Source organism: Paenibacillus chibensis, assembly GCF_004001045.1.
In the GTDB taxonomy this organism is placed as follows: domain Bacteria; phylum Bacillota; class Bacilli; order Paenibacillales; family Paenibacillaceae; genus Paenibacillus_AQ; species Paenibacillus_AQ chibensis.
The window spans coordinates 68,232-81,659 of sequence record NZ_BIMK01000012.1 but is presented as its reverse complement, the minus strand read 5'-3'; the positions used below and the strand labels follow the sequence as shown (position 1 = coordinate 81,659).

The window sequence follows — 13,428 nt, the reverse complement described above, 5'->3', positions numbered from 1 at the left end:
TTCAGCCCTCCTGTTCCAAATAAGAGCGAAGCGTTTCCTTCCACTTCTCCCGCCAAATGCCGATGTCAAAAGCCCGGCTGACAGCCCGCGCATTAGCCCCCAAATAATGTCGAAGCTCCGAATGCTTGACTAAAGTATGAACGGCCCGATACAGATCTTCCTCGGTAGGACTGACTAATAATCCGTTATATCCGTCCAGAATCAGATCATTTAAACCGCCGATATTCCCTGCGACGACAGGCAAGCCGCAGCTCATCGCTTCCAGGCAGGAATAAGACGTTCCCTCGGAAAAAATCGTCGGTATGACGGCAATGTCCGCCTGCTGGTAAGCTTCCTTCATTTCGTCAAAGGTATAGCTGCGATGCAAAATCCGCTCCCGGTGGGGACTGCTCTCCATCCACTGCCGGAACACCTTTGTTATTAGATTGTGATCGATGACCTCGCCCGCAAATTCAATGCATATGCTGTGATCCTCCTCAAGCAGCCTGCCGGCTATCAGCATCATGGGAATGATGCCCCGCTCCAAACTGATCCGCCGCGGAAAAAGAATGCGGATCCGATCATCCCCCTTCTCCAGCCCTCTCCACCTGGCTCCGGGAGTAAACCATGCCGTATCCACCGCATTGGGAAGAAGAACGACCTGATTCGGATCGGCAAACGTACAGGAGGCTCGGCAAAAGGTCAAAAAATGAGAGTCCACGCTCACGATCTTTTTCAAATGTTGAAGGGCGTGCTGTATGTTTCTGCCTACCTCGGCTTTATGCGCGGCAGAAGAGGCATGGTAGTCCCAATTGATTCCGTGGCAGATCCCCAGGCTCCCGGGCTTGTATTCGATCGGCTCCCAAATGAAGCTCGAATAAATCAGCGGCCCCTTTGCGGCCTTCGTCATTTGATTGAAGACTTGAACGGGACTGCTCTGCTGACAGTCGTATCCGTACACCTGAACCGGTCCGATGTCTTTCTCAAAATCGCCACAATATGAAAGTTGATGAACCTGCGGGCTATATCCCAGTTCCGTAATCATCCCGCATAATTCATACAAGTACCGCTCCAGTCCGCCGCCATAAATGTTATCCATGTTGCCGTTATACGCATCGACGAAGCTGTGGGTCAGAATACCGACCTCCTTCATGCTTGTTCATCACTCCACTCGACCAGCCGGGGGTTGTCATCCAAAATCGACCGGTACTGTGCGAGGCTCCCCCAACGCCCATCCGGATCGCGCTCCATATAACGCGCATATTTCTCATTCAGCTTCTCGCGGCTGACAGCCCATCCATAATGCTTCACGCGCAGTTCGGCCAAAAATCCCGGCAATGCGGCATAGCTGAGTGGCAGGCGGGGGACATGATGATCCATTGGCGGATAAAAATAATGGTAGCCCGGGATATAACGGACCAGCGTGCGCGTGTGCCTGCGGTGGATTTGCCAATGCTCGTCTTCGCGATAATGGGTCCTGTCTCCCCACAAATCAAACAGCCTGAATCCGACCCAGTCAAACTGATCCTGATCCATCAGCTCTCTCATATGGGCCTTTGCTTTATCTTCGTAGATTTCATCGGCATCGACGGCAAGGATCCAATCCGGATCGGTGGAGCATGCAAGCTCCCACAGCTGTTTGCGCAGCAGCCATTCCCGGTCAAAATGCGATTGTGGGAGTGTCATAAGATGCTTCACCTTCGGGTACTTGCGGCATAAGGCAACGGTCTCATCCGTACTGGCATCATCCACAATGGCGATCTCATCCACATACCGGCTCAAATCCTCCAGAACCTCCTCCAGCATGCCTTCTTCTTCATTGCGGACCTGCATGACTGCCGTAAGACGGTTATCCTTCGCTTTGCGTATTCTTTTCAGATCCAGCTTCATGATTCAGCCTCTCTTTCATCTGCTCGCATCCTCGCAGTATAAGGTCGTTTTCCGCGAAGGCAAGCAGCATATTCCAGTCCAGCAGCGATGCGCGCAGCAGCTGCGTCACCGCTTCATGCTTCTGGTTCCGTATCCAAAGCAGCGTTGCCCGAATTTGATCAATCGACAGGCCTTGATGCTCCTTCAGATGAAGACTTTCCATGAATCGCAGCCCCTTTTTCCACATCCATTGTCTTAGATAGAGATCTATCAGGAAATGCTCCGCCTCTTCCGATGCATCCTCCAGAGCGGCTCTTTCCGCCGCCGCAAAATCATCATTCGCCAGATACAGCTCGGCCTCCAGCAGATGGAATCGATCCATCGCCGCCCACCGCTCCATTCTTGCCAGCGCTTCCTTTTCTTCCGGCAGCACCGCCGTGATCGCATACGTATAGACGGCACGCTCCAATTGCCCCTGCTGAGCCTCCATGGCAGACAAGAATCGATAATGCGAATGCAGGGTTCCGTTATGTTCCCTGAGCAGTACCGTTTCGAATGATTGCAGCAGAAGCTCTCTCGCCTGTTGCTCCCCAAGAAAATAGTGATAGGACGCTAGGAGATAGCTGATCGTCTCATGATTGCCCACATCCTCGCGAAGCCTGCAGTATGCACGGATCCGCTGCTTCCACTGTTCCCGCATGCAAGGCTCCAGCGATTCCTCCCTGAATACCCGCTCTACGAACGTACCCACAAGCCTTTGATTTTCCCCAGAATCGACAACTCCGGCGTCCCACCAGACAACGTTTCTTCTTCTTAGGCACTGCTCAAGGTAGATCTTTTCCGAACCTGTGATGATGAGGTCTGCCGCTTCCGCGAGCAAACCGCTGTATTTCTCCCATACCTCCCGCTGCACACCTGCGGGACAAGGCTCCATAATGAAAAAAACCTTGCTGTAACCTGAACCCAGCGCCTGATGAATCCAAAAGGGGGAGCATACGATTGCGGCATACTCGTGATTTCTTGGCGCATCAAGATCAACCGCAGGGGCAAAACGTACCGGGATAGGCTCATGACTGCCCGGCGGCGAACCTTTTCCCCTATAAACAAATTCATTTCCCCCAGGAAAGGACTCTAAAAGCTGTTTATACGCAAAATGTTCCCATGTCTCATTGCCCCAAATATCATATTTCATAGGGTCACTCCCGGCAGCGGTTTTAACTGTGCTTCATGATATGCGATGCCAAAGAGCAAAGTGATTCCAAAAATAAGACCGCCTTTTTCCTGTCTCAGCCCTCAATGCTTCTTCTTTGAATTCATATATTGATCTAAAAAGCATGCAACGTATCTTTTCATTTTAGGGTAAAGGAGGGGCGCACATGCCGGTTCTTTCATCGGAGGTCATCGCTAATGTTGCACAAGCAGAAGGGCGCGTCTACACGCAATACTCGTTAATATTCGTGAATAACTGCGGGTATAACGTAAATATATACTTCGAAGGCTTCAGCGTATCGGGATCCAAGCAATTATTCGCTCAGGAAACCGTCACGATGCCTCCAAACGGTGTTGTCATCCGGGAATATCCCGCTTTTTTTGATTTTGCCCAATTCCTCTTTTATGTCTCCATGAACAGGGTGACGGTGCAAATGTTTGCAGCAAACGCAAACAATGAATACACCCCAATTTCCATATCTCCGACCCTTGCACGCCGGATCACCTCGGACTTCCGGAATCACATTCTGCTCACCGCTTCCGAACAGGCGGTCATGAGCTACCAAAGAGTCCCTGATTTTACGCTTCCGGAGCAGTTTGGCGCTGCACTCTATGCCCAAGGCGTCGAAATTATATCGTCTCTCCCCGTCAGGTATAAAATGGTCCAAGGCGGAACGGTCGACGGCAGCTTTCAATATTTCCCGACACCGACGACCGATATTCCAACCGACAGCACGGCTCTCATGGTCAACTTCACCTGCACGACCGTCACCGGCGGCCAGGTAATCTACGAAGGGCAAACCTATGGAGCCTCGGAAGCTTATTTTAATGCCGTCATCCCGTTTAACGATAATAACCTGGCCAATTTGCCCGAAGATCAGCCCCTCACTTTGGTGGTTAGCGCGATGGATGGCTCCGATGAAATCTTCGTCACGTTTCGTATGCTCGAAGAATGGTAAACAAAAAAAGACTCCCCTTTGAAATCGGGAAGTCTTCTATATTCTACGTATGTTTTAAACGAGTACCGTCGAGCCCATCAAGTATTTGTCCACTTCGCGTGCTGCCTGGCGTCCTTCGTTGATCGCCCATACGACCAAGCTTTGACCGCGACGCATATCGCCTGCGGCAAACACTTTTTCCACGCTTGTCTGATACTTTCCGTACGATGCCTTTACATTCGATCTGCGGTCTGTTTCCAGTCCGAGCTGATTCACGATCGTTTGCTCCGGACCGTCAAAGCCGATGGCGATCAGCGCCATTTGCGCTTTGAATGCTTTTTCGGTACCCGGAACCGGCTGATAAATTTTGCGTCCGGTTTCGTCTACGATCCGTTTGATCTGTACCGTATGCAGCTCTTGCAGATTGCCTTCCTCATCGCCCACAAACTTGGTCGTCATAATGGAAAACTCGCGCGGATCTTTGCCGTACAGCGCTTTGGCTTCTTCCTGCGCATAATCGAGCGTGTACACATTCGGAAATTGCGGCCACGGATTTTGAATCGGATCGCGTTCAAGCGGAGCCATCTCATGCGTACCGAATTGGGTTACACTGCTGCATCCGTGACGAAGCGATGTGGCCACGCAGTCGGAACCGGTATCACCGCCGCCGATGACGATGACGTCCTTGCCTTCCGCGGAGAGGTACTGCCCGTCACGAAGGCCGGAGTCCAGCAGGCTCTTAATCGTGCCGTTGAGATAATCCATCGCATAATGGACGCCTTTCAGGCCGCTGCCTTCAATGTTGAACTCACGCGGCTTCGTGGCGCCACCGCAAAGAACAACCGCATCGTAATCGTCGACAAGCTGCTGCGAGGAAATATCCTTGCCGATCTCGGTATTCGTTACGAAACGAATGCCTTCAGCCGCCAGTAAATCCACGCGACGCTGTACGACGGCTTTATCCAGCTTCATGGATGGAATACCGTACATCAGCAGTCCGCCGATGCGATCCGACCGCTCGTACACCGTTACGCTGTGACCCGCCTTGTTCAGCTGTGCCGCGGTCGCAAGTCCCGCAGGTCCGGATCCGACAACGGCTACTCGTTTGCCAGTCCGTTTTTCCGGCGGATTCGGAACGACCCATCCCTCTTCAAAGCCCTTATCGATGATCGCCTGCTCGATTGTCTTAATCGTAACCGGCTGGCCAATCAGCCCTACCGTGCAGGAGCCTTCGCAAGGAGCCGGACAAATCCGCCCCGTGAACTCCGGAAAATTATTCGTTTTATGAAGACGGTCGAGCGCTTCCTTCCATAGTCCACGGTAGATCAGATTATTCCATTCCGGAATCAGATTATTCACCGGGCAGCCGGATGTCCCTCCTGCCATGTCAATTCCTGTGTGGCAGTATGGCGTGCCGCAATCCATGCAGCGCGCTCCCTGCGTACGCAGCTCTTCTTCGGACAAATGCTTGTGGAATTCCTCCCAGTCTTTGATGCGTTCAGCCGGTTCGCGATCCGCCGGCAGCTGGCGGCTGTATTCCATAAATCCTGTTGGTGTTGACATGACGTGTTCCCCCATCCGTTCTTTTCCTGTTGATTTCGCACTCAACTTTTTCTCTGCAAGTTCAATCTATCTAACGACACAATGATATTTCAATTATAGTAGCATCTCAATCTTTGTATATTAAATGGATTATCCGAATAATAATTTGTACTATTTGACACGCTACTTACATTTGGATGGAAACCAGTCACAGAATCTAGACGCGAATATACGTGCGAAACCAGTAATCATACGGATTTTTGTCATCTCGGATTCCTTGTACTTCCTGAATACATTTCCATTCGGATTCAGGAAATTCGGGAAAGAAGGTATCTCCTTCGAAGGATTGATCGATCTCTGTAACGACCAAACAATCCGCATAAGGAAGCAGTAACCGGTAAATCTCCGCTCCTCCGATGACCATAAGTTCCTCTTCCTTACCCAGCTTTATCGCTTCATCTATCGTATGAATGATTTGGGCACCTTGTGCGGTATAATCCGGATCGCGCGTCAAGATCACATTAACTCGGTTCGGCAGAGGCTTGGCCCCAAAGGATTCCCAGGTTTTTCTTCCCATTAGAATCTTCTTGCCGATCGTTTGTTCCTTAAAAAACGCCATATCTCTCGGCAGACGCCAGGGCAGATGGTTATCCCGGCCGATGACCCGGTTAGAGCCCATGGCCCATATAAATGTCATGCTCATCCTACATAGCTCCTTTACTGGGAATATGCGAGCATCGGTGCGCTATATGGCAACCGGTGCTTTAATGCCGGGATGATGCTTATAGTTCACGAATTCAAAATCCTCGAACGTGTAATCGAAAATAGAATCCGGTTTACGCTTGATGACAAGCTGCGGCAGATCATACGGCTCGCGATCGAGCTGTGTTTTAACCTGCTCCAGATGATTTGAATAAATATGCACATCTCCGCCGGACCAGATAAACTCGCCAGGCTCTAGACCACACTGCTGGGCTACCATATGCGTTAAAAGGGCATAGCTGGCGATGTTGAACGGCAGGCCCAGGAAGGTGTCCACGGAACGCATGGTGAGCATGCAGGACAGTTTGCCGCCCGCTACATAGAATTGAAAGACAAAATGGCAAGGCGGAAGCTTCATCTGCTCAATCTCCGCCACATTCCAGGCGCTGACGATATGTCTGCGCGAATCTGGATTATGTTTGATGGATTCAATGACATTCGCGATCTGATCGATATGCGTGCCGTCCGGTGCTTCCCAGTTCCGCCATTGCGAACCGTATACAGGGCCCAAATTCCCATTCTCATCAGCCCATTCATCCCAGATCGATACGCCATTCTCCTTGAGGTATCGGATGTTGGTATCCCCGCTCAGAAACCACAGCAGTTCATGCACGACGGATTTGATATGAATCCGCTTCGTCGTGAGCAAAGGGAACCCCTTCGCAAGGTCAAATCTCAGTTGTCTGCCGAACACCGAGATCGTCCCCGTGCCCGTCCGGTCTTCTTTGGGCGTTCCGTTCTCCAGTATGTCATTCAATAAATCCAGGTAATTACGCATGTTTGTCAACCCTTTCGTCAATCTGTCGATATACAATGGAGTCTATCGTGAAGGCCGTTCCTGCCGAAATACCGCAATCGGCTGTCTGATAACGTCATCGTCCAGATGATCCTGCCGGATGCCTTACGTCATTCACCTCGCAAGTGCATCTGAAAGAACCTTTCTAATAGTTTACCATGCACCTTGTCGTGGAGAAAATAGTTAAATTAAACCGGACTCCATTGAAAGCAGCCCAGTAAATTGAGTATGGCTTTCGAATCCCTCCTGGCACTTAGCGCGGACCTAAGAAAATAGAAATCTGATATGTAAAAAAGCAAGAGCCCCGTTATCCCAGGACTCTTGCTCTCAAGTGCTATATATAGCCGTGCTTATTTACGTGGCGCGATCACGTGAATCGGATTGCCAAGCGCAAGCTCAGCGGTTTCCATCACGATTTCACCCAGCGTCGGATGCGCATGGATCGTCAAAGCGATATCTTCAAGGGTAGCACCCATTTCGATGGCAAGACCCAGCTCCGCAATCAGGTTGGAAGCTTCGATACCGGCAATGTGGCAGCCCAGAACCAACTGGCTTTCTTCGTCAAAAATCAATTTAACGAAGCCGTCAGGGTTGTTCAAAGACAGCGCGCGTCCGTTACCCGCAAACGGGAACTTCGCGGCTTTGGCTTTGTAGCCTTTTTCTTTGGCTTCTTTTTCGGTGTAGCCTACGCTTGCGCATTCAGGATCCACGAATGCAACGGCAGGAACCACTTTGTAATCCACCACGGATGGATGGCCGGAAATGGCTTCCGCTGCTACTTTACCTTCGTAAGAAGCTTTGTGTGCAAGTGCAGGGCCGGCAACGATGTCGCCAATTGCGAAGATGTTTGGTTTGTTCGTGCGTCCTTGATGGTCAACCTTAACCAGTCCGCGGTCGGTCATTTCGATGCCAACCAGGTCGAGGCCCAGGTCTCCGTCCGTGTTAGGACGACGTCCAACCGTTACCAGCAGGTAGTCTGCAGTCACTTCTTTCGTTTCGCCGTTCACCGAATATTTAACCGTAACGTCTTTATCCGTTTGCTCTGCGCTTTCGGCTTTGGCATTCGTGATGATTTCAACGCCGGTTTTGTTCATGCTCTTCACAACCAGCTTCGTCATGTCCGGATCGAATCCGTTCAGGATCGTATCCAATCCTTCGAGGATGGTCACTTTCGTGCCGAATTTGGAGAACATTTGACCCAGCTCTGCTCCGATGTAGCCGCCGCCGATTACGACAAGGCTCTTCGGAATTTCAGGCAGGCTCAGCGCTTCCGTGGAAGACATGATGCGTCCACCAAACGGGAATGCTTTCAGCTCGATTGGACGGGAACCTGTTGCAATGATGCAGTGCTTGAAACGGTAGCGTGGGGATTCATGCTCGTTGAAGCAGCGTGCTTCATTTTCGCTGATGAACATACACTCTCCGTTGAAAACTTCAACTTTGTTGCCTTTGAGCAGACCGGCTACGCCGCCAGTCAGCTTTTTAACAACGCTGTTTTTGAATTCTTGGGTTTTGGAGAAATCCACTTTCACGTTTTCGGCGGTTACGCCGAAAGCTTCGCCATGCTTCGCAGACTCATATTGGTGAGCCGCTGCGATCAGGGCTTTGGAAGGGATACAGCCGCGGTTCAAGCACACGCCGCCGACTTCGGATTTGTCCACGATCAGGACTTTTTGACCCAATTGCGCTGCGCGGATAGCAGCAACATAACCGCCGGGACCTGCACCAATTACTAATGTGTCGATATCGAGTGAAGCGTCACCTACTACCATGTCTTATACCTCCATAACCAGCAGCTCAGGGTTGCTGAGCAGCGATTTAATATAGTTCATGAAATGTTGTGCCGTTGCGCCATCGATGATGCGATGATCGAAGCTCAGGGACAATGCCATCACAGGAGCGGCTACGATTTCGCCATTTTTCACGACAGGTTTCTCGGAGATGCGTCCGGTACCCAGAATCGCAACTTCAGGGAAGTTGATGATCGGAGTAAAGAACATGCCGCCGGCAGAACCAATGTTGGTGATCGAGATCGTGCTGCCTTTCATTTCGTTCGGAGACAGCTTGCCATCGCGGCCGCGTGCTGCCAGGTCACGGATGCTGTCAGCGATCATCCATATGCTCTTACGGTCAGCATCCTTGATAACCGGAACGATCAAACCGTTATCTGTATCGGTTGCGATACCGATATTATAGTATTTCTTGTACACAATTTCGTTGTTCTCTTCGTCGATCATCGCATTCAAAGCAGGGAATTGGCGGGAAGCCGCAACCAGTGCTTTAACGATGAAAGGCAAATAAGTGATCTTGGTACCTTTTTTCTCGGCGATCGGCTTCATGCGGGTACGGAAAGCCACCAGCTCCGTAACGTCCACTTCATCCATGATGGTAACATGCGGCGCCGTGTATGCGGATTTAACCATAGCGTTGGAGATCGCTTTACGGATGCCTTTAAACGGAACGCGTTCTTCTTCGGCACGCGTATCCACGGCAGCTGTAGAGGCAGCCGATGCTGCTGGAGCCGCTTGCTCTTCGCTCTTACCGGCTGCAGCAGGTGCAGATGCCTGGCCGCCGCCGTTTTTGAAGGCTTCCACGTCTTCCTTGGTGATCTTGCCGTTGTTGCCTGTGCCGTTCACTTGCGTGATGTCGACACCTTGCTCACGGGCAAATTTGCGAACGCTAGGCGTAGCCAGCACTTCTTTGTTCGGAGCTGCCGGAGCAGCTGTGCCTTGACCGCCTTCTTTAGCGGCTTCAGGGCTGCTTTGTGCAGGCGAGGAAGTCGTGTCCGCGCTGCCTTTCGCTGCGTCTGCTTCTTGAGAGCCATGATCAGCGGCAGGAGCTTCCTGTTCAGGAATTTCGCCTTCCGCATCAATAATAGCAACGATTTCGCCGACGCGGCACACTTGACCGTCCTTTGTCAGCACTTCCTGTACGGTACCGTTGACCGGGCACGGAACTTCGACAACCGCCTTGTCGTTTTGCACTTCCATGATGATGTCGTCGTCCGTTACTTTATCACCCGGTTTGATATGCATTTTAATGATTTCGCCCTCATGCAGGCCTTCGCCCAATTCAGGGAAACGATATTCAAATTTTGCCACCTTTACAACCTCCAATCAAATGACTGCTTTTCTTAGAATTCCATAACTTTGTTGACTGCAGCAATTACACGAGCCGGTGTCGGAAGCCAAGTATCTTCGATTTGCGCGAAAGGATACACTGTGTCCGGTCCAGCAACACGGAGTACAGGCGCTTCGAGATGCAAAATAGCCTTCTCGTTAATTTGAGCAATCACTTCGGCAGCAACGCCGGAAGTTTTTTGCGCTTCCTGAACCACGATGGCGCGGTTCGTTTTCTTGATGGAAGCAACAATGGTATCGATATCCAAAGGATTGAGCGTACGCAGATCAATCACTTCGGCTTTGATGCCGCTTGTTTTCTCCAGCTCTTCGGCAGCTTTCGTTGCCGTGTGAACCATCATGCCGTAAGTGATGATCGTAACATCGGAACCTTCGCGGACCACATTCGCCTTGCCCAGCTCCACCACATAATCCTCTTCAGGCACTTCAGCGCGGAACGCATGGTACAGGTTCAAATGCTCCATGAAGAATACAGGGTCATTGTCGCGGATCGAGGCGATCAACAAGCCTTTTGCATCGTAAGGGTTCGAAGGCACTACCACTTTAATACCCGGAGTCTGGATCGCCAAACCTTCCAGGGAATCCGTATGAAGCTCAGCTGCCTTTACCCCTCCGCCGAAAGGCGTGCGGAACACGATCGGAGCGTTATAGCGGCCGCCGGAGCGGTAACGCATACGAGCTGCTTGAACGAACATTTGGTCAAGTGCCTCGTAAATAAATCCGACGAACTGGATTTCAGCTACCGGACGGAAGCCTTGGATTCCCAAACCTACCGCCATACCGCCAATAGCGGACTCGGCCAGCGGAGTATCGAAAATACGCTCTTCGCCGAATTCTTTTTGCAGGCCTTCCGTCGCACGGAACACGCCCCCAACATTACCCACGTCTTCACCGAACACGATGACATTCGGGTCACGCTTCATCTCCACGCGCAGCGCGTCGCGGATCGCTTCTTTCATATTCATTTGTGCCATTGCTTCATTTCCTCCTTAAACATTCACTGTTCACGTTGCTTCAGCAATACGTTTGTTTCGAATTTATTGGAAATCGGCTTTTTGCTCTTCCAAATGTTTCGGGGTTTGCTCGAACATGCTGTCGATCAGGCCAGGAACCGTCATCTTAGCCGTTTGTTCCGCTTTTTTGATCTCTTCGTTTACTTTCGCTTTGGCTTCTTCTTTCACGCGGGCCGTGTCTTCTTCAGTCCACAAGCCTTTTTTCTCCAGATATTTAGCCATGCGGGTAATCGGATCCTTTTCGTTCCACTCGCCTTCTTCGTCTTTCGTACGATACTTGGTAGCGTCGTCAGACAAGGAGTGTGGACGGAAACGGTAAGTCACAGCTTCGATCAGAGTCGCGCCTTCGCCTTTACGAGCCAGCTCTGCGGCTTCCTGAACAGCACTAATGACAGCGAGCACGTCCATGCCGTCGATTTTAACGCCGCGGATGCCGGCTGCTACTGCTTTGTGAGCGATAGACAACGCTGCTGTTTGTTTTGCGAAAGGAGTTGTGATGGCATAACCGTTGTTTTGCACAAAGAAAATGACTGGCAGTTTGAAGCGTCCGGCGTAGTTCAGACCTTCATAGAAGTCACCTTCCGAAGAACCGCCGTCACCTGTATAAGTGATAGCAACATGTTTTTGTTTTTTCAGTTTGAAGCCCATAGCAATACCCATCGCATGCAAAATTTGCGCACCGATGATAATTTGCGGCATCAGAACATTGACACCTTCAGGAATTTCCCCACCATGCTGGTGTCCACGGGAATAAAGGAATGCTTGATAAAGCGGCAAGCCATGCCACACGATTTGCGGCATATCGCGATAGCCCGGGCACACGAAATCTTCTTTTTCCAGCGCGTATTCACTGCCGACCATCGTTGCTTCCTGACCGGATACCGGAGCGTAGAAGCCGAGGCGGCCTTGACGTCCCAGGTTTACGGCACGATCGTCCCAGGTACGGGTAAATACCATACGGTACATAATTTCTTTTAACTGATCATCAGTAAGGTTAGGCATTTTATCTTTGTTAACGATTTCACCTTCGGGAGAGAGCACGGAAAGCGCTTCGACTTCCTCGGTATACACTTCATAAGGCACCTTGCTCATTATCTTCACCTCAACAAAAAAATTTGAATATCAAGTGCTGCTGTTATAGAATTATTATACACCTGTTTTATTCGTTTCGTCAAAGCTATTGCGGATTAAATTTCACAATAATCAAGGTTTGTATGTATAACAGTATTGATTTTATTGTGCAACAGATCCCTTGTGTTTGACAAAAACGTGAACATTGCCAGAAGATGGATGATGGTACTCAAGGACATATTCAACTGAAAAATCAACGGTCAGAAGGGTGAACGAGAATGACGGATTCAAAATATCTGAAACGGACCATCAATAAAGAACAAATTGACAGCCAGTTCCTCAATGAAACACGGAATCTTCGGGTCTACCTCCCGCCTGGATACAATGAAATTTTGAGCTACCCGGTCGTATACTGCCAAGACGGTGAAGAATTTTTCAATTTTGGCCGGATCGCCACAACTGCCAATCATTTGATCCTGGACGGCGATGCGGAACCTTTCATTATAGTGGGTGTAGAGGTGGATACCTCTGTACGTACGCAAGAATACGCTCCGTTCGGCAGCCGTTTCGATGCGTATACCCGCTGCTTCGCAGAAGAGATTATTCCCTTCATCGAAGCCAAATATCCTGTCAGAAGGGAAGCATCCGAGCGCGTTCTCGCCGGAGATTCCCTTGGAGGAAGCGTATCTCTTCATTTGGCCATCCGCTATCCGGAGCTGTTTCAGCGAATCATCAGCCTGTCCGGCGCCTTTTATCCGGCCTCCCAGGACATCTACGAAGCCCAGGACGACCTGTCCCAGCTTGATATCTACATGATTGTCGGCCTGCAGGAGACCGCCTTCGAAAGTGATCATGGCGTTCATAACTTCGTGGAGCTGAACCGTCAAACCCGGGAACTTCTTCTTGACCGCGGCGCCAAGGTCACCTACGCGGAAAAGGACGGCAAGCATATATGGGGATTCTGGCAAAAAGAGCTGCCGGACGCCCTAAAGTACTTTTTACACGCTTAACCGCAAAATAAACATCATAAAAGGTGAGCCCATGACTTGCTTGTTGAATACAACAGCAGAACGTTGTCGATGGTTCACCTTTTTTATTTTCATAAAATG

The 13,428-nt window shown here is 50.6% G+C and carries 12 protein-coding genes; 2 read left to right on the top strand and 10 right to left on the bottom strand.

What is annotated here, in order from left to right; all coding sequences use genetic code 11:
• Nucleotide 1: 1 nt before the first annotated feature.
• Genes PCH05_RS11865 through PCH05_RS11855 form a run of 3 tightly spaced genes read right to left on the bottom strand, consistent with a single transcriptional unit; the run spans nucleotide 2 to nucleotide 3,040 of the window.
• Nucleotides 2-1,132, bottom strand: a complete 1,131-nt coding sequence (locus PCH05_RS11865) for a glycosyltransferase family 4 protein (protein WP_127602602.1) — start codon at nucleotides 1,130-1,132, stop codon at nucleotides 2-4.
• On the bottom strand, nucleotides 1,129-1,869 hold the full coding sequence (locus tag PCH05_RS11860; RefSeq protein ID WP_127602601.1) for a glycosyltransferase: 741 nt from the start codon (nucleotides 1,867-1,869) through the stop codon (nucleotides 1,129-1,131). The genes PCH05_RS11865 and PCH05_RS11860 overlap by 4 nt, the downstream gene beginning before the upstream one ends.
• Nucleotides 1,829-3,040, bottom strand: coding sequence for a tetratricopeptide repeat protein (locus PCH05_RS11855; protein ID WP_127602600.1), 1,212 nt, complete (start codon nucleotides 3,038-3,040; stop codon nucleotides 1,829-1,831). Before PCH05_RS11855 ends, PCH05_RS11860 begins: the two co-directional genes overlap by 41 nt.
• Before the next feature lie 184 nt (nucleotides 3,041-3,224).
• On the opposite strand from PCH05_RS11855, the gene PCH05_RS11850 reads away from it, so the two are divergent.
• Entirely contained in the window at nucleotides 3,225-4,016 is a 792-nt protein-coding gene (locus tag PCH05_RS11850; protein ID WP_127602599.1) for a hypothetical protein, read from the top strand.
• 54 nt (nucleotides 4,017-4,070) lie between these two features.
• Here PCH05_RS11850 and PCH05_RS11845 read toward each other — a convergent pair whose 3' ends face one another.
• The 7 genes from PCH05_RS11845 to pdhA form a co-directional block, all read right to left on the bottom strand.
• Nucleotides 4,071-5,558, bottom strand: a complete 1,488-nt coding sequence (locus tag PCH05_RS11845) for a glutamate synthase subunit beta (RefSeq protein ID WP_127602598.1) — start codon at nucleotides 5,556-5,558, stop codon at nucleotides 4,071-4,073.
• A 196-nt stretch (nucleotides 5,559-5,754) separates the two neighbouring features.
• Complete coding sequence (locus PCH05_RS11840; protein WP_127602597.1) at nucleotides 5,755-6,240, bottom strand: dihydrofolate reductase; 486 nt, start codon at nucleotides 6,238-6,240, stop codon at nucleotides 5,755-5,757.
• Nucleotides 6,241-6,282: 42 nt separating this feature from the next.
• Nucleotides 6,283-7,077, bottom strand: coding sequence for a thymidylate synthase (locus PCH05_RS11835; RefSeq protein ID WP_127602596.1), 795 nt, complete (start codon nucleotides 7,075-7,077; stop codon nucleotides 6,283-6,285).
• Between the two features lie 368 nt (nucleotides 7,078-7,445).
• Nucleotides 7,446-8,867 carry a dihydrolipoyl dehydrogenase gene (lpdA, locus tag PCH05_RS11830; RefSeq protein ID WP_127602595.1) on the bottom strand — a complete coding sequence of 474 codons (1,422 nt, stop codon included), beginning with the start codon at nucleotides 8,865-8,867 and terminating at the stop codon, nucleotides 7,446-7,448.
• A gap of 3 nt (nucleotides 8,868-8,870) precedes the next feature.
• Nucleotides 8,871-10,196: a dihydrolipoamide acetyltransferase family protein gene (locus tag PCH05_RS11825; protein ID WP_127602594.1), complete on the bottom strand. Its 1,326-nt coding sequence runs from the start codon at nucleotides 10,194-10,196 to the stop codon at nucleotides 8,871-8,873.
• 32 nt (nucleotides 10,197-10,228) lie between these two features.
• Nucleotides 10,229-11,209 (bottom strand): alpha-ketoacid dehydrogenase subunit beta, encoded by a 981-nt coding sequence (locus PCH05_RS11820; protein ID WP_127602593.1) that lies wholly within the window; start codon nucleotides 11,207-11,209, stop codon nucleotides 10,229-10,231.
• Nucleotides 11,210-11,272: 63 nt separating this feature from the next.
• The gene (gene pdhA, locus PCH05_RS11815; protein ID WP_127602592.1) at nucleotides 11,273-12,340 is read right to left on the bottom strand and encodes a pyruvate dehydrogenase (acetyl-transferring) E1 component subunit alpha; all 1,068 of its coding nucleotides are present in this window, start codon (nucleotides 12,338-12,340) and stop codon (nucleotides 11,273-11,275) included.
• A 257-nt stretch (nucleotides 12,341-12,597) separates the two neighbouring features.
• Between pdhA and PCH05_RS11810 the strand changes: the two genes are divergently transcribed.
• Entirely contained in the window at nucleotides 12,598-13,329 is a 732-nt protein-coding gene (locus PCH05_RS11810) for an alpha/beta hydrolase (protein ID WP_127602591.1), read from the top strand.
• Nucleotides 13,330-13,428 lie beyond the last annotated feature (99 nt).